The organism is Streptomyces sp. R41 (assembly GCF_041053055.1).
Lineage (GTDB): Bacteria > Actinomycetota > Actinomycetes > Streptomycetales > Streptomycetaceae > Streptomyces.
On record NZ_CP163443.1, the window covers coordinates 6,317,077 to 6,338,954 of the forward strand.

General features: G+C 67.0%; 33 protein-coding genes. 31 read left to right on the plus strand and 2 right to left on the minus strand.

Annotation, left to right across the window (positions count from 1 at the left end; all coding sequences use genetic code 11):
• Positions 1-796 precede the first annotated feature (796 nt).
• From rpsJ to truA, 31 genes are all read left to right on the plus strand, one after another.
• Positions 797-1,105 (plus strand): 30S ribosomal protein S10, encoded by a 309-nt coding sequence (rpsJ, locus tag AB5J53_RS29000; protein ID WP_003948644.1) that lies wholly within the window; start codon positions 797-799, stop codon positions 1,103-1,105.
• Between the two features lie 17 nt (positions 1,106-1,122).
• A complete protein-coding gene (gene rplC, locus AB5J53_RS29005; RefSeq protein WP_369248580.1) occupies positions 1,123-1,767 on the plus strand; it encodes a 50S ribosomal protein L3 in 645 nt (214 codons plus the stop codon).
• Between the two features lie 5 nt (positions 1,768-1,772).
• Positions 1,773-2,429 carry a 50S ribosomal protein L4 gene (gene rplD / locus AB5J53_RS29010; RefSeq protein WP_369248581.1) on the plus strand — a complete coding sequence of 219 codons (657 nt, stop codon included), beginning with the start codon at positions 1,773-1,775 and terminating at the stop codon, positions 2,427-2,429.
• The gene (gene rplW / locus AB5J53_RS29015; protein ID WP_369248582.1) at positions 2,429-2,845 is read left to right on the plus strand and encodes a 50S ribosomal protein L23; all 417 of its coding nucleotides are present in this window, start codon (positions 2,429-2,431) and stop codon (positions 2,843-2,845) included. The genes rplD and rplW overlap by 1 nt, the downstream gene beginning before the upstream one ends.
• Before the next feature lie 39 nt (positions 2,846-2,884).
• A complete protein-coding gene (gene rplB / locus AB5J53_RS29020) occupies positions 2,885-3,721 on the plus strand; it encodes a 50S ribosomal protein L2 (protein ID WP_099500625.1) in 837 nt (278 codons plus the stop codon).
• 12 nt (positions 3,722-3,733) lie between these two features.
• Complete coding sequence (rpsS, locus tag AB5J53_RS29025) at positions 3,734-4,015, plus strand: 30S ribosomal protein S19 (protein WP_010986346.1); 282 nt, start codon at positions 3,734-3,736, stop codon at positions 4,013-4,015.
• Between the two features lie 41 nt (positions 4,016-4,056).
• Entirely contained in the window at positions 4,057-4,404 is a 348-nt protein-coding gene (gene rplV, locus AB5J53_RS29030) for a 50S ribosomal protein L22 (protein ID WP_003974262.1), read from the plus strand.
• Positions 4,404-5,246 carry a 30S ribosomal protein S3 gene (gene rpsC, locus AB5J53_RS29035; RefSeq protein WP_369248583.1) on the plus strand — a complete coding sequence of 281 codons (843 nt, stop codon included), beginning with the start codon at positions 4,404-4,406 and terminating at the stop codon, positions 5,244-5,246. The genes rplV and rpsC overlap by 1 nt, the downstream gene beginning before the upstream one ends.
• 5 nt (positions 5,247-5,251) lie before the next feature.
• Positions 5,252-5,671, plus strand: coding sequence for a 50S ribosomal protein L16 (gene rplP, locus AB5J53_RS29040; RefSeq protein ID WP_099500627.1), 420 nt, complete (start codon positions 5,252-5,254; stop codon positions 5,669-5,671).
• The gene (gene rpmC / locus AB5J53_RS29045) at positions 5,671-5,895 is read left to right on the plus strand and encodes a 50S ribosomal protein L29 (RefSeq protein ID WP_003998824.1); all 225 of its coding nucleotides are present in this window, start codon (positions 5,671-5,673) and stop codon (positions 5,893-5,895) included. The genes rplP and rpmC overlap by 1 nt, the downstream gene beginning before the upstream one ends.
• Positions 5,895-6,179 carry a 30S ribosomal protein S17 gene (gene rpsQ / locus AB5J53_RS29050; RefSeq protein WP_037626988.1) on the plus strand — a complete coding sequence of 95 codons (285 nt, stop codon included), beginning with the start codon at positions 5,895-5,897 and terminating at the stop codon, positions 6,177-6,179. The genes rpmC and rpsQ overlap by 1 nt, the downstream gene beginning before the upstream one ends.
• 100 nt (positions 6,180-6,279) lie before the next feature.
• Positions 6,280-6,648 (plus strand): 50S ribosomal protein L14, encoded by a 369-nt coding sequence (gene rplN / locus AB5J53_RS29055; RefSeq protein WP_003998823.1) that lies wholly within the window; start codon positions 6,280-6,282, stop codon positions 6,646-6,648.
• Positions 6,649-6,650: 2 nt separating this feature from the next.
• Complete coding sequence (gene rplX / locus AB5J53_RS29060; protein WP_053674523.1) at positions 6,651-6,974, plus strand: 50S ribosomal protein L24; 324 nt, start codon at positions 6,651-6,653, stop codon at positions 6,972-6,974.
• Complete coding sequence (gene rplE, locus AB5J53_RS29065) at positions 6,974-7,531, plus strand: 50S ribosomal protein L5 (protein WP_019329632.1); 558 nt, start codon at positions 6,974-6,976, stop codon at positions 7,529-7,531. Before rplX ends, rplE begins: the two co-directional genes overlap by 1 nt.
• A 5-nt stretch (positions 7,532-7,536) precedes the next feature.
• The gene (locus AB5J53_RS29070; RefSeq protein ID WP_003956452.1) at positions 7,537-7,722 is read left to right on the plus strand and encodes a type Z 30S ribosomal protein S14; all 186 of its coding nucleotides are present in this window, start codon (positions 7,537-7,539) and stop codon (positions 7,720-7,722) included.
• 210 nt (positions 7,723-7,932) lie between these two features.
• Positions 7,933-8,331 (plus strand): 30S ribosomal protein S8, encoded by a 399-nt coding sequence (gene rpsH / locus AB5J53_RS29075; RefSeq protein WP_004984520.1) that lies wholly within the window; start codon positions 7,933-7,935, stop codon positions 8,329-8,331.
• A 24-nt stretch (positions 8,332-8,355) separates the two neighbouring features.
• Positions 8,356-8,895, plus strand: a complete 540-nt coding sequence (rplF, locus tag AB5J53_RS29080; RefSeq protein WP_369248584.1) for a 50S ribosomal protein L6 — start codon at positions 8,356-8,358, stop codon at positions 8,893-8,895.
• A gap of 3 nt (positions 8,896-8,898) precedes the next feature.
• The gene (gene rplR, locus AB5J53_RS29085; protein ID WP_369248585.1) at positions 8,899-9,282 is read left to right on the plus strand and encodes a 50S ribosomal protein L18; all 384 of its coding nucleotides are present in this window, start codon (positions 8,899-8,901) and stop codon (positions 9,280-9,282) included.
• A 40-nt stretch (positions 9,283-9,322) separates the two neighbouring features.
• Positions 9,323-9,928, plus strand: coding sequence for a 30S ribosomal protein S5 (rpsE, locus tag AB5J53_RS29090; RefSeq protein WP_006376045.1), 606 nt, complete (start codon positions 9,323-9,325; stop codon positions 9,926-9,928).
• A complete protein-coding gene (gene rpmD, locus AB5J53_RS29095) occupies positions 9,928-10,110 on the plus strand; it encodes a 50S ribosomal protein L30 (protein WP_129307387.1) in 183 nt (60 codons plus the stop codon). The genes rpsE and rpmD overlap by 1 nt, the downstream gene beginning before the upstream one ends.
• Positions 10,111-10,112: 2 nt before the next feature.
• A complete protein-coding gene (gene rplO, locus AB5J53_RS29100; protein WP_003974249.1) occupies positions 10,113-10,568 on the plus strand; it encodes a 50S ribosomal protein L15 in 456 nt (151 codons plus the stop codon).
• 244 nt (positions 10,569-10,812) lie between these two features.
• Positions 10,813-12,126: a preprotein translocase subunit SecY gene (gene secY, locus AB5J53_RS29105; RefSeq protein ID WP_369248586.1), complete on the plus strand. Its 1,314-nt coding sequence runs from the start codon at positions 10,813-10,815 to the stop codon at positions 12,124-12,126.
• On the plus strand, positions 12,126-12,782 hold the full coding sequence (locus AB5J53_RS29110) for an adenylate kinase (RefSeq protein WP_369248587.1): 657 nt from the start codon (positions 12,126-12,128) through the stop codon (positions 12,780-12,782). The genes secY and AB5J53_RS29110 overlap by 1 nt, the downstream gene beginning before the upstream one ends.
• A gap of 191 nt (positions 12,783-12,973) precedes the next feature.
• Positions 12,974-13,813, plus strand: coding sequence for a type I methionyl aminopeptidase (gene map / locus AB5J53_RS29115; RefSeq protein WP_369248588.1), 840 nt, complete (start codon positions 12,974-12,976; stop codon positions 13,811-13,813).
• A 190-nt stretch (positions 13,814-14,003) separates the two neighbouring features.
• On the plus strand, positions 14,004-14,225 hold the full coding sequence (gene infA, locus AB5J53_RS29120) for a translation initiation factor IF-1 (protein ID WP_003948620.1): 222 nt from the start codon (positions 14,004-14,006) through the stop codon (positions 14,223-14,225).
• A 70-nt stretch (positions 14,226-14,295) separates the two neighbouring features.
• Positions 14,296-14,409 carry a 50S ribosomal protein L36 gene (gene rpmJ, locus AB5J53_RS29125; RefSeq protein ID WP_003998809.1) on the plus strand — a complete coding sequence of 38 codons (114 nt, stop codon included), beginning with the start codon at positions 14,296-14,298 and terminating at the stop codon, positions 14,407-14,409.
• A 189-nt stretch (positions 14,410-14,598) separates the two neighbouring features.
• Positions 14,599-14,979, plus strand: coding sequence for a 30S ribosomal protein S13 (gene rpsM, locus AB5J53_RS29130; RefSeq protein ID WP_369248589.1), 381 nt, complete (start codon positions 14,599-14,601; stop codon positions 14,977-14,979).
• A 98-nt stretch (positions 14,980-15,077) separates the two neighbouring features.
• Positions 15,078-15,482 carry a 30S ribosomal protein S11 gene (rpsK, locus tag AB5J53_RS29135; protein ID WP_003956432.1) on the plus strand — a complete coding sequence of 135 codons (405 nt, stop codon included), beginning with the start codon at positions 15,078-15,080 and terminating at the stop codon, positions 15,480-15,482.
• A gap of 140 nt (positions 15,483-15,622) precedes the next feature.
• Complete coding sequence (locus AB5J53_RS29140; RefSeq protein ID WP_003966937.1) at positions 15,623-16,645, plus strand: DNA-directed RNA polymerase subunit alpha; 1,023 nt, start codon at positions 15,623-15,625, stop codon at positions 16,643-16,645.
• A gap of 159 nt (positions 16,646-16,804) precedes the next feature.
• Positions 16,805-17,323, plus strand: a complete 519-nt coding sequence (gene rplQ / locus AB5J53_RS29145) for a 50S ribosomal protein L17 (RefSeq protein WP_369248590.1) — start codon at positions 16,805-16,807, stop codon at positions 17,321-17,323.
• 175 nt (positions 17,324-17,498) lie between these two features.
• Positions 17,499-18,356, plus strand: a complete 858-nt coding sequence (gene truA / locus AB5J53_RS29150; protein WP_369248591.1) for a tRNA pseudouridine(38-40) synthase TruA — start codon at positions 17,499-17,501, stop codon at positions 18,354-18,356.
• Between the two features lie 42 nt (positions 18,357-18,398).
• Here truA and AB5J53_RS29155 read toward each other — a convergent pair whose 3' ends face one another.
• Both AB5J53_RS29155 and AB5J53_RS29160 read right to left on the minus strand, forming a co-directional pair.
• Positions 18,399-20,729, minus strand: a complete 2,331-nt coding sequence (locus tag AB5J53_RS29155; protein ID WP_369248592.1) for an acyltransferase family protein — start codon at positions 20,727-20,729, stop codon at positions 18,399-18,401.
• Positions 20,707-21,852, minus strand: a complete 1,146-nt coding sequence (locus tag AB5J53_RS29160) for a sugar phosphate nucleotidyltransferase (RefSeq protein ID WP_369248593.1) — start codon at positions 21,850-21,852, stop codon at positions 20,707-20,709. The genes AB5J53_RS29155 and AB5J53_RS29160 overlap by 23 nt, the downstream gene beginning before the upstream one ends.
• Between the last annotated feature and the right edge of the window lie 26 nt (positions 21,853-21,878).

Below are 21,878 nucleotides of genomic sequence, written 5' to 3' on the forward strand. Positions count from 1 at the left end.
CGATCCGCGCCGGCCCGGCCCGGCCGGCCCCCGAGTGGCGAGCTGACGCCCGAGCTGTACGCCGAGGGACCCCGCGGCTTCCCCGACCGACGCCATCGACGACACGCCGACGTTCGAGCCGTTTCGGAAGCTGCCGCCGTGGTTCAAGTGGCGATGGATGCCGACAGCGGTGTGGGGCACCGTGCGGGGCTGGTGGGGCGGCTGCGGACCGTGGACGTGGTCGGCGGGGCCAGGCGGACCCGGCGCGGACGCGGCTCCTCAGGGAGGCGGGCAGCCTGTATGCGGTCGGTGTCCCCGGCTGGGCGGGCTGGTGGGTGAGGGCGGGACGTGACCCAGGTGCGGCCCCTTGGAGGTCCCAGTCCCGCGATCCCGGCCGGCCAGGGTTTGACCTGCGTCACCCTCGGGGTACGATCCTCGGCTCGATTGGCCAGCCCCCTGCCCCGTATGGCAGACTAACGGGGTTGCTCGGTCGAGTGCCGATGCTGCGCGCCTCCCGCCGGGAGGACTGGAAGCGAGTCCCACAGTACTCGTCGCTCAATCTGCCGGAAGGCAGCGCTGGGGCGGACGTACGGGAATCTTCCGGGAAGTGTCAGCGGGGTGCAGACCAGGCGCCCGGTGGGTGTTCAGCCCCCGGTCCAGCGGTTGTTTTTGGGCCGCGTCCCTCGGTAGGGAAATCCGTAACACGGATATCTCTGTCAGCAGGAGCGCGACACGCCCGACCGCGTGGGTCGGAGGTAAGGGACGCGGACCCCCGGGTACCAGAGCGTTTTACGAGACAAAGGACTACTGAGTAGCCATGGCGGGACAGAAGATCCGCATCCGGCTCAAGGCCTACGACCACGAGGTCATCGACTCCTCGGCGAAGAAGATCGTCGAGACGGTGACGCGCACTGGTGCGTCGGTCGCGGGCCCGGTGCCGCTGCCCACTGAGAAGAACGTGTACTGCGTCATCAAGTCGCCGCACAAGTACAAGGACTCGCGCGAGCACTTCGAGATGCGCACGCACAAGCGCCTGATCGACATCCTCGACCCGACGCCCAAGACCGTTGACTCTCTGATGCGACTCGACCTCCCGGCCGGTGTCGACATCGAGATCAAGCTCTAGGGATCGGTGATCTGAGAATGGCTAAGCAGATCAAGGGCATCCTGGGCGAGAAGCTCGGCATGACGCAGGTGTGGGACGAGAACAACCGTGTTGTTCCGGTCACCGTCGTCAAGGCCGGCCCCAACGTCGTCACCCAGGTCCGTACGAACGACACCGACGGCTACGAGTCGGTCCAGATCGCCTTCGGCGAGATCGACCCGCGCAAGGTGAACAAGCCCCTCAAGGGCCACTTCGCCAAGGCCGACGTCACTCCCCGTCGTCACCTCGTCGAGATCCGTACCGCTGACGCCAGCGAGTACACCCTCGGCCAGGAGATCACTGCCGAGACCTTCGAGGCCGGCATCAAGGTGGACGTGACCGGCAAGAGCAAGGGCAAGGGCTTCGCCGGTGTCATGAAGCGTCACAACTTCAAGGGCCTCGGCGCCGGTCACGGCACCCAGCGCAAGCACCGCTCTCCCGGCTCCATCGGTGGCTGCGCCACCCCGGGTCGTGTGTTCAAGGGCCTCCGCATGGCGGGTCGTATGGGCAACGAGCGGGTCACCACCCAGAACCTGACCGTTCACGCCGTTGACGCGGAGAAGGGCCTGCTCCTTATCAAGGGCGCGGTTCCTGGTCCGAACGGCGGCCTCGTCCTGGTCCGCACCGCGGCCAAGGGGGCCTGAGGACTATGAGCACCATTGACATTCTGTCGCCCTCCGGCGACACCGCCGGGACTGTTGAGCTCCCGGCCGAGATCTTCGACGTAGAGAAGATCAGCGTTCCGCTGCTTCACCAGGTCGTCGTCGCACAGCTGGCCGCCGCCCGTCAGGGCACGCACAAGGTCAAGCGTCGTGGCGAGGTCCGCGGTGGCGGTAAGAAGCCTTACCGTCAGAAGGGCACCGGCCGCGCGCGCCAGGGTTCGACCCGTGCGCCGCAGTTCGCCGGCGGTGGCGTTGTCCACGGCCCCACGCCGCGTGACTACTCGCAGCGGACCCCGAAGAAGATGAAGGCCGCGGCCCTGCGCCACGCCCTCACCGACCGGGCCCGCAACGCTCGCATCCACGTCATCACCGGCGTGATCGAGGGCGAGACCCCCTCCACGAAGGCCGCGAAGAGCTTCCTCGGCAAGGTCAGCGAGCGCAAGAACGTGCTCCTGGTCATCGAGCGCTCCGACGAGGCCGCGCTGCTTTCCGCGCGCAACCTGCCCCAGGTCCACATCCTGGAGCCGGGCCAGCTGAACACGTACGACGTTCTCGTCTCGGACGACGTGGTCTTCACCAAGGCCGCTTTCGAGTCCTTCGTGTCTGGCCCCCAGGCCGCTGACACCGAAGGGAGCGAAGCCTGATGGCTACGCGTCACCCGAGCATCGCCTCGAAGGCCGCCAAGGCCAAGAAGGTCGCGCGCGTCGCCAAGGCGAAGCGCCACGAGGCCGAGGGCAAGAACACCGTAGAGACGCCGCTGAGCAAGAGCTTCACGGATCCCCGTGACGTCCTCCTCAAGCCGGTCGTCTCCGAGAAGAGCTACGCGCTGCTCGACGAGGGCAAGTACACCTTCGTCGTGGACCCGCGGGCCAACAAGACCCAGATCAAGCAGGCCGTCCAGGCGGTCTTCTCGGTCAAGGTCACCGGGGTCAACACGATCAACCGCCAGGGCAAGCGCAAGCGCACCCGCACCGGCTTCGGCAAGCGTGCGGACAGCAAGCGCGCGATCGTGACCCTCGCTGAGGGCGACCGTATCGACATCTTCGGCCAGGCCTCCTAACGGAGCGCCCTGGTCCGAATATCGGACGAGGACTGAGAAATGGGAATCCGCAAGTACAAGCCGACTACGCCGGGCCGTCGTGGCTCCAGCGTCGCCGACTTCGTCGAGGTCACGCGGTCCACGCCGGAGAAGTCGCTGGTCCGCCCGCTGCACAGCAAGGGCGGCCGTAACAACGCCGGTCGTGTGACCGTTCGCCACCAGGGTGGCGGACACAAGCGCGCCTTCCGAGTGATCGACTTCCGTCGTCACGACAAGGACGGCGTGCCGGCGAAGGTCGCGCACATCGAGTACGACCCCAACCGCACCGCGCGCATCGCGCTGCTGCACTACGCCGACGGCGAGAAGCGCTACATCCTCGCCCCGCGCAACCTGCAGCAGGGTGACCGCGTCGAGAACGGTCCCGGGGCCGACATCAAGCCGGGCAACAACCTGGCCCTCCGCAACATCCCGGTCGGTACCACGATCCACGCGATCGAGCTCCGTCCCGGTGGCGGTGCCAAGTTCGCCCGCTCCGCCGGTACCTCCGTGCAGCTGCTCGCGAAGGAGGGCCAGATGGCCCACCTGCGCATGCCGTCCGGAGAGATCCGCCTGGTCGACGTGCGCTGCCGCGCCACCGTCGGCGAGGTCGGCAACGCCGAGCAGTCGAACATCAACTGGGGCAAGGCCGGCCGCAAGCGCTGGCTGGGCGTTCGCCCGACCGTTCGCGGTGTGGCGATGAACCCGGTTGACCACCCGCACGGTGGTGGTGAGGGCAAGACCTCCGGTGGTCGCCACCCGGTCTCCCCGTGGGGTCAGAAGGAGGGTCGTACTCGTTCGCCGAAGAAGGCTTCGAACAAGTACATCGTCCGCCGCCGCAAGACGAACAAGAAGCGCTAGGAGCGGGTTTAGATGCCGCGCAGTCTCAAGAAGGGGCCCTTCGTCGACGACCACCTGATCAAGAAGGTGGACGCCCAGAACGAAGCCGGTTCCAAGAACGTCATCAAGACCTGGTCCCGTCGCTCGATGATCATCCCGGCCATGCTCGGCCACACGATCGCGGTGCACAACGGCAAGACCCACATTCCGGTGTTTGTCACCGAGTCGATGGTCGGCCACAAGCTCGGCGAGTTCTCGCCGACGCGCACCTTCCGGGGTCACGTCAAGGACGACCGGAAGTCGAAGCGCCGCTAACGCGGGGTGGAATGACCATGACAGACACTGGAAGGACAACCATGGAAGCCAGGGCCCAGGCGCGGTACATCCGCGTTACGCCCATGAAGGCCCGCCGCGTGGTGGACCTTATCCGTGGCATGGATGCCACGGAGGCTCAGGCGGTCCTGCGTTTCGCCCCGCAGGCCGCGAGCGTGCCGGTCGGCAAGGTGCTTGACAGCGCCATCGCCAACGCCGCGCACAACTACGACCACACCGACGCCGACAGCCTCTTCATCTCCGAGGCGTACGTCGACGAGGGTCCGACCCTGAAGCGGTTCCGTCCGCGCGCCCAGGGCCGTGCCTACCGGATCCGCAAGCGGACCAGCCACATCACCGTGGTCGTCAGCAGCAAGGAAGGAACCCGGTAATGGGCCAGAAGGTTAACCCGCATGGGTTCCGGCTCGGCATCACCACGGACTTCAAGTCCCGTTGGTACGCCGACAAGCTGTACAAGGACTACGTCAAGGAAGACGTCGCCATCCGTCGGATGATGACGTCCGGCATGGAGCGCGCCGGTATCTCGAAGGTTGAGATCGAGCGCACCCGTGACCGCGTGCGGGTGGACATCCACACCGCGCGTCCCGGCATCGTCATCGGCCGCCGTGGCGCCGAGGCCGACCGCATCCGCGGTGACCTCGAGAAGCTCACGGGCAAGCAGGTCCAGCTGAACATCCTCGAGGTCAAGAACCCCGAGACGGACGCTCAGCTGGTTGCTCAGGCCGTTGCCGAGCAGCTGTCCTCCCGCGTCTCCTTCCGCCGTGCCATGCGTAAGAGCATGCAGTCGGCGATGAAGGCGGGCGCCAAGGGCATCAAGATCCAGTGTGGTGGCCGTCTCGGCGGCGCCGAGATGTCCCGCTCGGAGTTCTACCGCGAGGGCCGTGTGCCCCTGCACACGCTCCGCGCGAACGTCGACTACGGCTTCTTCGAGGCCAAGACGACCTTCGGCCGCATCGGTGTGAAGGTCTGGATCTACAAGGGCGACGTCAAGAACATCGCCGAGGTCCGCGCCGAGAACGCCGCTGCCCGCGCCGGCAACCGCCCGGCCCGTGGCGGTGCTGACCGCCCGGCCGGCCGTGGTGGCCGTGGTGGCGAGCGTGGCGGTCGCGGCCGCAAGCCGCAGCAGCAGTCCGCGCCGGCTGCCGAGGCCCCCAAGGCCGAGGCTCCCGCCGCCGCTGCCGCTCCGGCTGAGAGCACCGGAACGGAGGCCTGACCGACATGCTGATCCCCCGTAGGGTCAAGCACCGCAAGCAGCACCACCCCAAGCGCCGTGGTCAGGCCAAGGGCGGTACGCAGGTTTCGTTCGGCGAGTACGGCATTCAGGCCCTCACGCCGGCGTACGTGACCAACCGCCAGATCGAGGCGGCCCGTATCGCGATGACCCGCCACATCAAGCGTGGTGGCAAGGTCTGGATCAACATCTACCCGGACCGCCCGCTGACGAAGAAGCCTGCCGAGACCCGCATGGGTTCCGGTAAGGGTTCGCCCGAGTGGTGGGTCGCGAACGTGCACCCGGGCCGGGTCATGTTCGAGCTGTCCTACCCCAACGAGAAGATCGCCCGTGAGGCCCTGACTCGCGCAGCCCACAAGCTGCCGATGAAGTGCCGGATCGTCAAGCGCGAGGCAGGTGAAGCGTGATGTCGGCCGGTACCAAGGCGTCCGAGCTGCGCGAACTGGGTGACGAGGAGCTTCTTGCGAAGCTTCGCGAAGCCAAGGAAGAGCTGTTCAACCTCCGCTTCCAGGCGGCGACCGGTCAGCTCGAGAACCACGGTCGGCTCAAGGCCGTCCGTAAGGACATCGCGCGGATCTACACCCTGATGCGTGAGCGCGAGCTGGGCATCGAGACGGTGGAGAGCGCCTGATGAGCGAGAGCAACGTGACTGAGCAGAAGACCGACCGCGGATTCCGCAAGACCCGTGAGGGTCTGGTCGTCAGCGACAAGATGGACAAGACCGTCGTCGTCGCCGTCGAGGACCGCGTCAAGCACGCGCTGTACGGCAAGGTCATCCGCCGTACCAGCAAGCTCAAGGCCCACGACGAGCAGAACGCCGCCGGCGTCGGCGACCGTGTCCTCCTGATGGAGACCCGGCCGCTGTCCTCGACGAAGCGCTGGCGCATCGTCGAGATCCTCGAGAAGGCCAAGTAATTACCTCAGGGGTTTCCCTGAGGTTCGTTCCGCCAGGCTCGGGGTGGGGTCGCCGTAAGGCGCCCCGCCCCGGGAACCGGCAGACAATCAGGAGATAGACGTGATCCAGCAGGAGTCGCGACTGCGTGTCGCCGACAACACTGGTGCGAAGGAAATCCTTTGCATCCGTGTGCTCGGTGGCTCCGGTCGCCGCTACGCGGGCATCGGTGACGTCATCGTCGCCACCGTCAAGGACGCGATCCCCGGTGGCAACGTGAAGAAGGGTGACGTCGTCAAGGCGGTCATCGTTCGCACCGTCAAGGAGCGCCGCCGTCCGGACGGCTCGTACATCCGCTTCGACGAGAACGCCGCCGTCATTCTGAAGAACGACGGCGACCCTCGCGGCACCCGCATCTTCGGCCCGGTCGGGCGTGAGCTGCGCGAGAAGAAGTTCATGAAGATCATCTCGCTGGCTCCGGAGGTGCTGTAAGCATGAAGATCAAGAAGGGCGACCTGGTCCAGGTCATCACCGGTAAGGACAAGGGCAAGCAGGGCAAGGTCATTGCCGCTTACCCGCGCGACGAGCGCGTCCTGGTCGAGGGTGTCAACCGGGTCAAGAAGCACACGAAGGCCGGCCCCACCGCTCGCGGTTCGCAGGCCGGTGGCATCGTGACCACCGAGGCCCCGATTCACGTGAGCAACGTTCAGCTCGTCGTGGAGAAGGACGGCAACAAGGTCGTCACGCGCGTCGGTTACCGCTTCGACGACGAGGGCAACAAGATCCGCGTTGCCAAGCGGACGGGTGAGGACATCTGATGGCTACCACCACCACTCCGCGTCTCAAGACGAAGTACCGCGAGGAGATCGCGGGCAAGCTGCGTGAGGAGTTCTCGTACGAGAACGTCATGCAGGTTCCCGGCCTCGTCAAGATCGTGGTCAACATGGGTGTGGGCGACGCCGCCCGCGACTCCAAGCTGATCGAGGGCGCCATCCGCGACCTCACCACGATCACCGGTCAGAAGCCGGCCGTCACCAAGGCCCGCAAGTCCATCGCGCAGTTCAAGCTGCGTGAGGGCCAGCCGATCGGTGCCCACGTCACGCTCCGTGGCGACCGCATGTGGGAGTTCCTGGACCGCACCCTGTCGCTCGCGCTGCCGCGCATCCGCGACTTCCGCGGCCTGTCCCCCAAGCAGTTCGACGGCCGTGGCAACTACACCTTCGGTCTCACGGAGCAGGTCATGTTCCACGAGATCGACCAGGACAAGATCGACCGCGTCCGGGGTATGGACATCACCGTGGTGACCACGGCGACCAACGACGCTGAGGGCCGTGCCCTTCTCCGTCACCTCGGCTTCCCCTTCAAGGAGGCGTAAGCGAGATGGCGAAGAAGGCTCTGATTGCCAAGGCTGCTCGTAAGCCCAAGTTCGGTGTGCGTGCGTACACCCGCTGCCAGCGCTGCGGCCGTCCGCACTCCGTGTACCGCAAGTTCGGCCTGTGCCGCGTGTGCCTTCGTGAGATGGCTCACCGTGGCGAGCTGCCGGGCGTGACCAAGAGCTCCTGGTAATCCCCTACTTCGGGATTCCAGAGGCTCTCGGTAAGTAAAGGGCTCTGTCAGGTGCCCTGCTCTCCATGGCTTAGGCTAGGAGGGTTGGGCGCCTGACGCCCGTACGACTTACTACGCCGTAGGTCCCCGCACCGCACCCGTCCCGCCTCTGAGCGGGGAGAGGGATGGCGCATACAGGAAACCCCGGCGAGAGAGGCCGAAGGCCAATTCATGACCATGACTGATCCGATCGCAGACATGCTTACGCGTCTGCGTAACGCGAACTCGGCGTACCACGACTCCGTGGCTATGCCGCACAGCAAGATCAAGTCGCACATCGCGGAGATCCTCCAGCAGGAGGGCTTCATCACGGGCTGGAAGGTCGAGGACGCCGAGGTCGGCAAGAACCTCGTCCTCGAGCTGAAGTTCGGCCCGAACCGTGAGCGCTCCATCGCGGGCATCAAGCGGATCTCCAAGCCCGGTCTCCGGGTTTACGCGAAGTCCACCAACCTGCCGAAGGTGCTCGGCGGCCTCGGCGTGGCGATCATCTCCACGTCCCACGGGCTCCTCACCGACAAGCAGGCCGGCAAGAAGGGCGTAGGCGGAGAAGTTCTCGCCTACGTCTGGTAACGGAAGGGAACGGAGGAAACAGCTATGTCGCGCATTGGCAAGCTCCCCATCACGGTTCCCGCCGGCGTGGACGTCACCATCGACGGCCGTACGGTCCAGGTGAAGGGCCCCAAGGGCTCGCTCTCCCACACCATCGCGGCGCCGATCGAGATCGCTAAGGGCGAGGACGGCGTTCTGAACGTCACCCGCCCGAACGACGAGCGTCAGAACAAGGCCCTCCACGGCCTGTCCCGCACGCTGGTGGCGAACATGATCACCGGCGTGACCCAGGGTTACGTGAAGAAGCTCGAGATCAGCGGTGTCGGTTACCGCGTCCTGGCGAAGGGCTCCAACCTGGAGTTCTCGCTCGGCTACAGCCACCCGATCACCGTCGAGGCCCCCGAGGGCATCACCTTCAAGGTGGAGGCCCCCACCCGTTTCTCGGTCGAGGGCATCGACAAGCAGAAGGTCGGCGAGGTTGCGGCCAACATCCGCAAGCTGCGCAAGCCTGACCCGTACAAGGCCAAGGGCGTCAAGTACGAGGGCGAAGTCATCCGCCGCAAGGTCGGAAAGGCGGGTAAGTAAGCCATGGCATACGGTGTCAAGATTGCTAAGGGCGACGCTTACAAGCGTGCTGCCATCAAGCGTCGTCACATCCGGATCCGTAAGCACATCTCGGGTACGGCTGAGCGTCCGCGCCTGGTCGTGACGCGCTCGAACCGCCACATCGTGGCCCAGGTCATCGACGACGTTAAGGGTCACACCCTGGCGTCGGCGTCGACCCTGGACACCACGATCCGTGGTGGCGAGGCCGACAAGTCCGCGCAGGCCAAGCAGGTCGGCGCCCTGGTCGCCGAGCGTGCCAAGGCCGCCGGTGTCGAGGCTGTCGTATTCGACCGTGGTGGCAACCAGTACGCCGGGCGCATCGCTGCCCTGGCGGACGCCGCCCGCGAAGCCGGACTCAAGTTCTGAGCCGCTTCCGTAGCTAGCGGAAACAGAGAGAGGTAATCCAATGGCTGGACCCCAGCGCCGTGGAAGCGGTGCCGGTGGCGGCGAGCGGCGGGACCGGAAGGGCCGTGACGGCGGCGCTGCTGCCGCCGAGAAGACCGCGTACGTTGAGCGCGTTGTCGCGATCAACCGCGTCGCCAAGGTTGTGAAGGGTGGTCGTCGCTTCAGCTTCACTGCGCTCGTCGTAGTGGGCGACGGTGACGGCACCGTGGGTGTCGGTTACGGCAAGGCCAAGGAGGTGCCGGCCGCCATCGCCAAGGGTGTGGAGGAGGCCAAGAAGCACTTCTTCAAGGTCCCCCGCATCCAGGGCACCATCCCGCACCCGATCACGGGCGAGAAGGCCGCGGGCGTCGTCCTGCTCAAGCCTGCTTCCCCCGGTACCGGTGTTATCGCCGGTGGCCCGGTGCGTGCCGTGCTCGAGTGCGCCGGCGTTCACGACATCCTGTCGAAGTCGCTCGGCTCGTCCAACGCGATCAACATCGTGCACGCGACCGTGGCGGCCCTCAAGGGCCTGCAGCGTCCCGAGGAGATCGCGGCTCGCCGTGGTCTGCCCCTCGAGGACGTCGCCCCCGCGGCTCTTCTCCGTGCGCGTGCCGGGGCTGGTGCGTAATGGCGCAGCTCAAGATCACGCAGGTGAAGTCGTACATCGGCAGCAAGCAGAACCACCGTGACACCCTGCGCTCCCTTGGTCTCAAGGGCATCAACACGCAGGTCGTCAAGGAGGACCGCCCCGAGTTCCGCGGCATGGTGCGCCATGTCCGCCACCTCGTGACGGTCGAGGAGGTCGACTGATCATGGCGGAGAACAACCCGCTCAAGATCCACAACCTCCGTCCCGCCCCGGGCGCCAAGACCGCCAAGACCCGTGTGGGTCGTGGTGAGGCGTCGAAGGGTAAGACGGCCGGTCGTGGTACCAAGGGCACAAAGGCCCGCTACCAGGTTCCGGAGCGCTTCGAGGGCGGGCAGATGCCCCTCCACATGCGCCTCCCGAAGCTCAAGGGCTTCAAGAACCCGTTCAAGACCGAGTTCCAGGTCGTGAACCTCGACAAGCTGGCCGCGCTGTACCCGGAGGGTGGCGAGGTCACCGTCGAGGGTCTCGTCGCCAAGGGTGCCGTTCGCAAGAACAGCCTCGTCAAGGTCCTCGGCCAGGGCGAGATCTCCGTGGCGCTGCAGGTGACGGTCGACGCCGTCTCCGGCTCCGCCAAGGAGAAGATCACCGCCGCCGGCGGTACCGTCACCGAGCTCGTCTGATCTTTTCAGGTGTCTCGATGACTTGAGCGATCCCGACCGGGGATGCCCCACAAATGGGGCATCCCCGGTTGGTCGTTCCAAGGGGGGCAGTGTCGCCGGTAAGGTGGCCTGCACTGCAAATTTTCGTCCGGTGGGCCTCACGGGAACTCCGGACAGCATTTGACTGTTGGTTAGCTGTCAGTTATCCGTCGAACCTCAAGACCGTCACCTCTGACGCACTTGCGCGGGGGTCGCAGGAGGCACCGTGCTCACCGCGTTCGCCCGGGCGTTCAGGACGCCCGACCTGCGCAAGAAGCTGCTCTTCACGCTCGCCATCATCGTGGTGTTCCGGGTCGGTACGCACATCCCGATCCCCGGCGTCGACTACAAGTCTGTCCAGACCTGTATGGATGTGGCCAGCTCGAACCGCGGCCTGTTCAGTCTGATCAATATGTTCAGCGGTGGCGCGCTGCTCCAGATCACTGTCTTCGCGCTCGGCATCATGCCGTACATCACGGCGAGCATCATTCTCCAGCTGCTGACCGTGGTCATCCCGCGACTGGAAGCCCTCAAGAAGGAGGGGCAGGCCGGCACGGCGAAGATCACGCAGTACACCCGTTATCTGACGGTGGCGCTCGCGATTCTGCAGGGCACCGGCCTGGTGGCCACCGCTCGCAGCGGCGCGCTCTTCCAGGGCTGCCCCGTCGCGAACCAGATCGTGCCCGACCAGTCGATCTTCGCCACCATGACCATGGTCATCACCATGACGGCCGGCACCTGTGTCGTCATGTGGCTCGGCGAGCTCATCACCGACCGTGGCATCGGCAACGGCATGTCGATCCTCATGTTCATCTCGATCGCCGCGACCTTCCCGAGTGCGCTGTGGACCGTCAAGCTCCAGGGCAAGCTGGCCGACGGCTGGATCGAGTTCGGCACGGTGATCGCGGTCGGTCTGTGCATGGTCGGCCTGGTCGTGTTCGTCGAGCAGGCCCAGCGGCGGATCCCGGTCCAGTACGCGAAGCGCATGATCGGTCGCCGGGCATACGGCGGAACATCCACGTACATCCCGTTGAAGGTCAATCAGGCGGGTGTCATCCCCGTGATTTTCGCCTCTTCGCTGCTCTACATCCCCAGCCTGGTGGCCCAGTTCGCGGGCGGTAACTCCGGCTGGAAGACATGGATCAGCAACAACCTGACCAAGGGCGATCACCCGATCTACATCGCCACGTACTTCCTGCTGATCGTCTTCTTCGCCTTCTTCTACGTCGCGATCTCCTTCAACCCCGAGGAAGTCGCCGACAATATGAAGAAGTATGGTGGCTTCATCCCGGGCATCCGGGCTGGCCGACCGACCGCTGAGTATCTGAGCTACGTACTCAACCGGATCACCTGGCCGGGTTCGCTGTATCTGGGCCTGATCGCTCTCGTGCCGACGATGGCGTTGGTTGGTTTCGGGGCAAACCAGAACTTCCCGTTCGGTGGCACGAGCATCCTGATCATCGTGGGTGTCGGGCTCGAGACGGTGAAGCAGATCGAGAGCCAGCTCCAGCAGCGCAATTATGAAGGGTTCCTCCGCTGATGCGAATCGTCCTCGTCGGGCCGCCCGGTGCCGGCAAGGGAACGCAGGCCGCGTTCCTCGCCAAGAACCTGTCGATCCCGCACATCTCCACGGGCGACCTGTTCCGCGCCAACATCAGCCAGCAGACGGAACTCGGCAAACTGGCGAAGTCCTACATGGACAAGGGCGAGCTGGTGCCGGACGAGGTCACCATCGCGATGGCCAAGGACCGCATGGAGCAGCCCGACGCGGAGAACGGCTTCCTCCTCGACGGCTTCCCGCGCAACGTCTCCCAGGCCGAGGCGCTCGACGAGATGCTGCAGGCCGAGGCCATGAAGCTGGACGCGGTCCTGGACCTGGAGGTCCCCGAGGACGAGGTGGTCCGGCGCATCGCGGGCCGCCGCATCTGCCGCAACGACTCGTCGCACGTCTTCCACGTCGCCTACAAGGCGCCGAAGAAGGATGGCGTCTGCGACGTCTGCGGTGGCGAGCTGTACCAGCGCGACGACGACTCCGAGGAGACCGTCCGCACGCGCCTGGAGGTCTACCACACGCAGACTGAGCCGATCATCGACTACTACAAGGCCCAGGGCCTGGTCGTCACGATCTCGGCGCTCGGCAAGGTGGAAGAGGTCACGGGGCGCGCCATGGAGGCCCTGTCGCGTCAGGCCGCGTAAGCGGTAGCTGTACGTCGCTCCGGCCGCGGCACCCCGGGAGGGTGCCGCGGCCGAAGTGTGAGCCGGGCCCCTCCGCCCTGCCCGTCACCCTTACCCGTGACCGCGCGTTCGCCTCGCGCCGCGGGGCCGGTGGTGTCCCCCGTATCGTTGGAGAAGTCCGTACTCTCCGGTCCAGAAAGGCCGCAGCCGCCATGGTGCAGATCAAGACCCCCGAGCAGATCGCCAAGATGCGCGAGGCGGGGCTGGTCGTCGCCGCCATTCATGCGGCCACGCGTGAGGCGGCCGTACCCGGGGCCACGACCAAGGATCTCGACGAGGTCGCCCGCAAGGTGCTCGCCGAGCACGGGGCGAAGTCGAACTTCCTGGGGTACGGCGGTTTCCCGGCGACCATCTGCACCTCGGCCAACGCGGTCGTCGTCCATGGCATCCCGAGCGACGAGGTCGTCCTGAAGGACGGCGACATCATCTCCATCGACTGCGGCGCCATCGTGGACGGCTGGCACGGGGACGCGGCGTACACGGCGTTCGTGGGCTCCGGGCACGCTCCGGAGCTGATCGAGCTCTCCCGGGTGACCGAGGAGTCGATGTGGGCCGGCATCGCGGCGATGAAGCAGGGCAACCGGCTCGTCGACGTCTCCCGTGCCATCGAGACGTACATCCGCCGTCAGCCGAGGCCCGGCGGCGGGCGCTACGGGATCATCGAGGACTACGGCGGCCACGGCATCGGCACCGAGATGCACATGGACCCGCACCTGCTGAACTACGTCGAGCGCAAGCGCGGCAAGGGCCCCAAGCTGGTCCCCGGCTTCTGCCTCGCCATCGAGCCGATGGTGTCTTTGGGCACACCGAAGACCGAGGTCCTCGAGGACGACTGGACGGTCATCACGACCGACGGCACCTGGTCCTCCCACTGGGAGCACTCGATCGCGCTGACCGAACAGGGCCCGCTGGTGCTGACGGCTCCGGACGGCGGCAGGGCGAAGCTCGCCGAGTACGGGATCACCGCGGCCCCGGATCCCCTGGCCCACTGACGTCAGCCCGCCCCGCCCATCGCGCATACCGCGTCGATGGGCGGGGCATCGTCATGAGTGGCGAACAGGACCGGGGTAATTCGTCTTTCCGGGTGCGCTGACGTAGACTGACTCGTCGGCTCTCGTGCACCCGCATGTCTTCATGCGCTCGTGCGGAGTCGATCAAGGTAGTCGATTCGAAGGGCGAAGCGTGGCCAAGAAGCAAGGTGCCATCGAGATCGAAGGCACTGTCGTCGAGTCTCTTCCGAACGCCATGTTCAAGGTGGAGCTCCAGAACGGCCACCAGGTCCTGGCACACATCAGCGGCAAGATGCGTATGCACTACATCCGCATCCTCCCTGACGACCGGGTCGTGGTGGAGCTGTCTCCGTACGACCTGACGCGTGGCCGGATCGTCTACCGGTACAAGTAGATCTTGCCTTTACTCCGTGCTCCCGATTCCGGGACGCGGGGGGTGGCACTGACCCGGAGAACCTCACCTAATGAAGGTCAAGCCGAGCGTCAAGAAGATCTGCGACAAGTGCAGGGTGATCCGCCGTCACGGCCGGGTCATGGTCATCTGCGAAAACCCGCGCCACAAGCAGCGCCAGGGCTGACGCACGACCGAACCTTCTGCATCCGCAGATATTCGCGCGACGCAAGCAGTACATGTTCATACGCAGAATCCAGGGCTGAGTTTCAGGCCTGACACCCCCGGTCGGAGGCCGGGGACCCAGTTCGTACCTCATACGGCGGCTGGGAGCCGGTTCTGCGGAAGACCTCCGAACGACAACTGGAGCCATTGAATGGCACGCGTTTCCGGTGTTGACATCCCGCGCGAAAAGCGTGTGGAGGTCGCCCTCACCTACGTGTTCGGCATCGGCCGGACCCTTTCCCAGCAGACGCTGGCCGAGACCGGCGTGAACCCGAACACGCGCGTTCGTGACCTCTCCGAGGAGGAGCTGGTCAAGATCCGCGAGTACGTGGACGCCAATCTGAAGACCGAGGGTGACCTCCGTCGCGAGATCCAGGGCGACATCCGCCGCAAGATCGAGATCGGCTGCTACCAGGGTATTCGCCACCGCCGTGGCCTGCCCGTCCACGGTCAGCGCACCAGCACGAACGCCCGTACCCGCAAGGGCCCGCGTCGCGCCATCGCCGGTAAGAAGAAGCCGGGCAAGAAGTAGTCCTCAGCGGACGCTGCGGATTTTCCGGGTCTGCCCCGGAGCGCCGCAAACCAGCGGTCTTCGCTGTAGGACCGACCACCTCCCCGTAGGAGTAATAGATGCCCCCCAAGGGTCGTCAGGGCGCTGCCAAGAAGGTGCGCCGCAAGGAAAAGAAGAACGTCGCTCACGGGCACGCTCACATCAAGAGCACGTTCAACAACACGATCGTCTCGATCACGGACCCCTCGGGCAACGTGATCTCCTGGGCCTCCGCCGGCCACGTCGGCTTCAAGGGCTCGCGCAAGTCCACCCCCTTCGCCGCGCAGATGGCCGCCGAGTCGGCCGCCCGCCGCGCGCAGGAGCACGGCATGCGCAAGGTTGACGTCTTCGTGAAGGGCCCGGGCTCCGGTCGCGAGACCGCGATCCGCTCCCTCCAGGCCACTGGCCTCGAGGTCGGCTCCATCCAGGACGTCACCCCCACCCCGCACAACGGCTGCCGTCCGCCCAAGCGCCGCCGCGTCTGAGGCTCGGTTGTCTTGAGGATTCGGGCGGTACGGCTTTTCGGCCGTGCCGCCCGTACCCTTGCAATACCCGCACTGTGAAACGTGCGGTTCCGTCGGGCGTCAAATAGCGGGCGTCCACGAAAGAAGGATCTGATCCACACATGCTGATCGCTCAGCGTCCCTCGTTGACCGAAGAGGTCGTCGACGAGTTCCGCTCCCGGTTCGTGATCGAGCCGCTGGAGCCGGGCTTCGGTTACACCCTCGGCAACTCCCTGCGTCGTACGCTCCTCTCCTCGATCCCGGGTGCGGCGGTCACGTCCATCCGCATCGACGGCGTTCTGCACGAGTTCACCACCGTGCCGGGCGTCAAGGAGGACGTCACCGACCTGATCCTCAACATCAAGCAGCTGGTCGTCTCCTCGGAGCACGACGAGCCTGTCGTGATGTACCTGCGCAAGCAGGGCCCGGGCCTGGTCACCGCCGCCGACATCGCGCCCCCGGCCGGTGTCGAGGTGCACAACCCCGACCTCGTCCTCGCCACGCTCAACGGCAAGGGCAAGCTGGAGATGGAGCTGACCGTCGAGCGCGGTCGCGGCTATGTCTCCGCCGTTCAGAACAAGCAGGTCGGTCAGGAGATCGGGCGCATCCCGGTCGACTCGATCTACTCGCCGGTGCTGAAGGTCACGTACAAGGTCGAGGCGACCCGTGTCGAGCAGCGCACCGACTTCGACAAGCTGATCGTCGACGTCGAGACCAAGCAGGCCATGCGTCCGCGGGATGCCATGGCGTCGGCCGGTAAGACCCTGGTCGAGCTGTTCGGTCTGGCCCGCGAGCTCAACATCGACGCCGAGGGCATCGACATGGGCCCGTCCCCCACGGACGCCGCCCTTGCCGCCGACCTCGCGCTGCCGATCGAGGAGCTGGAGCTCACGGTCCGCTCCTACAACTGCCTCAAGCGTGAGGGCATCCACTCCGTGGGTGAGCTCGTCGCCCGCTCCGAGGCCGACCTCCTGGACATCCGCAACTTCGGTGCGAAGTCCATCGACGAGGTCAAGGCGAAGCTGGCCGGCATGGGCCTGGCCCTCAAGGACAGCCCGCCCGGATTCGACCCGACCGCCGCGGCCGACGCCTTTGGCGCCGACGACGACGCGGACGCCGGGTTCGTGGAGACCGAGCAGTACTAAAGGCTCCGCGAGGACCGTTTTGGCTGCGGGCCGGCTCCGGCCGGCCACGCGGTTCCCCGCGGCCCCTTACGGGGCGCGGGGTCTCCGACGGGCAATCGCCCGCTCGGACACTGACCTCGGTACCTGATACGGCCGGGGCAGACACCTAGGAGAAACACCATGCCGAAGCCCACCAAGGGTGCCCGTCTGGGCGGCAGCGCCGCGCACGAGAAGCTGCTCCTCGCGAACCTCGCGAAGTCGCTCTTCGAGCACGGCCGCATCACCACCACCGAGGCGAAGGCCCGTCGCCTGCGCCCGTACGCGGAGCGTCTGGTCACCAAGGCGAAGAAGGGTGACCTTCACAACCGCCGTCAGGTGCTCTCGGTGATCACGGACAAGAGCATCGTGCACACGCTCTTCACCGAGATCGGCCCGCGCTACGAGAACCGCCCGGGTGGTTACACCCGTATCACCAAGATCGGTAACCGTCGTGGCGACAACGCGCCCATGGCTGTCATCGAGCTGGTGGAGGCCCTGACCGTGGCCCAGCAGGCCACCGGTGAGGCCGAGGCGGCGACCAAGCGTGCCGCCAAGGACGCCGAGGCTCCGGCCGCCGAGGCCAAGACCGAGGCTCCGGCCGAGGTTGTCGAGGACGCGGCTCCGGCTGCCGCCGAGGGCGACGAGTCCAAGGACGCCTGAGCTTCGGCTCGCGTCTGAGCGGGTCCGCCCCCTTCGGGGCGGGCCCGCTTTCGCGTTCCGCGGTGGCGTGCTTCTCGCCGCCTGCGTCTGCGGGTCGGCTGTGCCCGCCCGTTACCGCCCCAGCGGAACGACTGCCCACAGCCGGTACGGCGTAAGGGCCTGAGAGGATCTAGGTGTGAGTGACGAAGTACAGCCCGGTTTTGTACGGGTGCGGCTGGACCTTTCCTACGACGGGACCCAGTTCTCCGGGTGGGCCAAGCAGGCCGGTGGGCAGCGGACCGTGCAGGGGGAGATCGAGGACGCCCTGCGGACGGTCACGCGGTCGAAGGACACCACGTATGAGCTGACCGTGGCCGGGCGGACCGATGCCGGGGTGCATGCTCGGGGGCAGGTGGCGCATGTCGATCTGCCGGTCGAGCTGTGGGCCGAGCATCAGGAGAAGCTGCTGAAGCGGCTGGCCGGGCGGCTGTCGAAGGACGTGCGGGTGTGGTCGCTCACCGAGGCACCCGAAGGGTTCAACGCGCGGTTCTCGGCGATCTGGCGGCGGTACGCCTACCGCGTCACCGACAACCCCGGCGGTGTGGATCCGCTGCTGCGCAATCATGTCCTGTGGCACGACTGGCCGTTGGACGTCGATGCCATGAACGAGGCCGCTCAACGGCTGGTCGGGGAGCACGACTTCGCCGCCTACTGCAAGAGGCGTGAGGGCGCGACGACCATTCGTATGCTCCAGGAGCTGAGCCTGGTGCGCGGTGACGACGGGATCATCACCGCCACCGTCCGCGCCGACGCCTTCTGCCACAACATGGTGCGTTCGCTGATCGGGGCGTTGCTGTTCGTGGGGGACGGGCATCGCGGGCCGGACTGGCCCGGGAAGGTGCTGGCCGCCGGGATACGCGACTCCGCCGTGCATGTCGTACGGCCGCACGGACTGACCCTGGAGGAAGTCGGGTACCCCGCCGACGAGTTGCTGGCCGCGCGCAACAAGGAGGCGCGGAACAGGCGGACGCTGACCGGGGGCGGCTGCTGCTGACCGCAGGAGCGGCGGCCGGGCCGGGCGCCCGGCCGCCCGGACTCACTTCTTCAGGGCCGTGGCCAATGACTTCTCCAGCCACGGGGTGACATAGCCCATGCCGACCTTGGTGAGATGCACGCCGTCACCGTCGGGGTAGAGGCGCTTGCCCTTGGCGTTGTACTGCACGCACTCGCCGTCGGGGCAGAGGAAGGCGTCGAGGTTCAGCAGGGAGACTTCGGCCGGGGCCGACTTCACGTACGTGGAGATCACGTCGTTGAAGCAATCGCCCCACTTCTCGATGATGGCGCCGTTGGCGCGTCGCTCGTTCATCAGCAGGATCTTGGTGTTCGGCGCCTGCTTCTGGACCACGGCGACGGCCGCCGTCAACTGCTTCAGATAGCGGGTGCGGTAGGCCGAGTCGCAGGAAGTCAGCCACCTGCCGCCGATCTTCTGCTCGGCGGCGTCCCATCCGACGTGGACGAGGACGGCGTCGGGCTGGGTGTTCTCCAACTGGTCGGCCCAGTAGTTCTTCCAGCCGATGCAGGAGTTCCAGTTCGTCAGGACCTTGCCGACGCGGTCGCGCACCGCCTGCGGGGACATGACGCCACAGCCGCCCTGGCCTCCGTCGATGACCGCGTAGCCGTTGCCGTGCTGGGCCAGGGAGGTTGCGAAGTCCTCCGCCATCGAGTCGCCCAGGGTCAGGACGAGCGGCTTGCCGTCCGGGCGCATCGAGTCGGCGACGTAGGTGGGCAGGTAGTACGAGCCGAGGCCGATGACCAGGGACGCCACGGTGAACACCGGGACGGCCCGCATGGGGCGCCAGTCGCGCACCCGATACTGCTCGATCGAGTAGTGCATGACCATCGACAGCAGCCAGGTGAGCCCGGCACCCAGCAGAAACAGGGCGTACGGCTTCATGTCCGGGTAGGCCATGAGCAGCACCCAGTACACCGGCAGGTGCAGCAGATACATGCTGTACGAGATCTGGCCGATCTCCATCAGCGGCTTCAGGCGCAGGGCCCGTGCCAGCGGGCCGCGGTCCGTGCTCAGGCAGGCGGCGGTCAGCGCGATCAGGAGGGCGACGACGGCCAGTCCGCCCTGGTAGAGCCAGGGCTCGTGGTAGGTGCTCACCTTGATGCTGAGGTACACCACCGCGGCCAGGGACACGATCGCCGTCAGCGAGGCGAGGTGGTACACGAAGCCGCCCCCGGACCCGCCGTCGCCACCGTCCTCGGAGGCGCGGCGGCTCTCCGCGGCCGTGCGCTGCACCAGGTACACGACGAACGCGGCCGCCGCGCCCGCCATGAAGGCCACCGCACGGGTGTGGGTGGCCAGGTACAGGAAGTCGGTGTCGTGGTTGCCGCCGCGCCACAGCACGGGTGCGACCAGCGCCGACGCGGCGAAGAGCAGCACAGCGAGGACGGCGACCGGCAGCACCCGGCGGCGGAAGACCGCGAAGGCGGCGACCAGGACCAGCGGCCACACGACGTAGAACTGCTCGGTGATGCTCAGCGACCACATCGCGGAGAGCGGCTGGATGGCTCCGAAGTGGTCCCAGTAGGAGTCGCCGCGGGCGATCTGGGCCCAGTTGCCCACCTGGAAGAGGGCGCCGAGCGCCTGCTGCGAGACCGCGCGGGACTCCTTCAGCGGGCTCGTGAGGTACGAGAGGGCCACCACCAGGGCCAGGGCCACCATCAGGCCCGGCAGCAGGCGCTTGAAGCGGCGGCGGTAGAACCGCCCGACGCGGATACGGCCGGTGCGCTGCACCTCGCGGATCAGCACGAGCGTGGTGAGGAAGCCGGAGAGTACGAAGAAGGCGTCCACGCCGAACAGACCGTTGCTGAACCAGTTGGTGTGGTACAGCAGCACGGAGAGGATGGCGATTCCGCGCAGGCCGTCCACGGCCTCGAAGCGGGACCGCATGGGCGCGGGCTTCGACGCCTTGTCCGCCGGGGGCTTCTCGCTTCGGGCGGGCTTCGGCGCCGGCTCGGGATCCGACGCGGATACGGCCGGTGCGACAGGGGTCTGGACGACCGCCGTGCCGTGGCCGCCGTACGGCTGGTCCGCCTGTGGCTGCCGGGGGATCTGGGGCGTGTACTGCTGCTGCGGCTGGGCCTGGGGCTGCCCCGGATGCTGCGGGATCAGCTGCCCGACGTACTGCTGGGGCGGCGCGGGCGGGCGGCCGTACTGCTGCCCGTATGCCTGCTGGTCGTACCCCGGGCGGCCCTGCCGGCCGTACGCCTGCTGCTGACCTTGCTGCCCGTACGGCTGCTGTTGCCCCTGCTGCCCGTACGCCTCCGGCTGTCCCTGCTGTCCGTACCCCTGCTGCCCGTAGGGCTGCTGTTCGTGGCCGTCAGGGCCCGGGTGTTCAGTGGGCGGCTGACGATGCATGGGGTACTCCAGAGTGAGCGACGGCCTGCGCGGTGCAGGGAGCGGGGGATGCGGAGGTGCGGACGCCGTGGGCGGGCAGGAAGGCCCCGCAGGCGATGCGCAGACCCGGCGGGAGTTCGTTGCCCTCGGCCACCCGGGCGCCGTCGCCGACGACCACCGCGTCCAGGACGCTGTCCTCGCCGATCACGGCGTGGCGTCCGACCACGGACGCGGACAGGCTGGCGCGGGCGGCGACCCGGGCACCGGTCAGCAGCACGCTGCCGTCGACCACCGCTCCCGCGCCGACCTCGGCGCCGGGGCCGACCACGGTGCCCCCGCTGAGCACGGCGCCGGGGTGCACCCGGGCGCCCGGCAGGACGAGGGACTCGCCGGTCGGGCCGGGCAGCGCAGGGGAGGTGACCCGGCCGCGCACGAGGTCCGCCGAGCCCTGGACGAACGCGGCCGGGGTGCCCAGGTCGAGCCAGTAGCTGTCGTCGACGACTCCGCGCACATGGGCGCCCGAGGCGAGCAGCTCGGGGAAGGTCTCGCGTTCCACGGAGACGTTCCGGCCGGCCGGGATCCGGTCGATCACCGAACGGGTGAAGACATAGCAACCCGCGTTGATCTGGTCGGTGGTGATCTCCTCGGGCGTCTGGGGCTTCTCCAGGAAGGCCCGGACGCGTCCTTCGGCGTCGGTGGGCACCAGGCCGAAGGCGCGCGGGTCGGCCACGCGCTGGAGGTGCAGGGTGACATCGGCCCGCGAGGCGACATGGCTGTCGCGCAGCGCGGCGACATCCAAGCCGGAGAGGATGTCGCCGTTGAAGACCAGCACCGGTTCGCCGGGGGCGCTGCGCAGTCGCTCGGCCGCGTTGCGGATGGCTCCGCCGGTGCCGAGGGCCACCTCTTCGGTGACGTACTCGAGTTCCAGTCCGAGGCGGGAGCCGTCGCCGAACTCCTCCGCGAACAGCTCGGCGAGGTAGGAGGTCGCGAAAACGATCCGGGTGATCCCCGCGGCCGCGGCCCGCGCCAGCTGGTGCGTGAGGAACGGTACTCCGGCCACGGGCAGCAGCGGCTTGGGAATGTGGCTGGTCAGGGGCCGAAGCCGGGTGCCCTGACCGCCGACGAGAAGGATCGCTTCAGTCATGTGGTGTCCGCCTTGGGTCGCGGGGA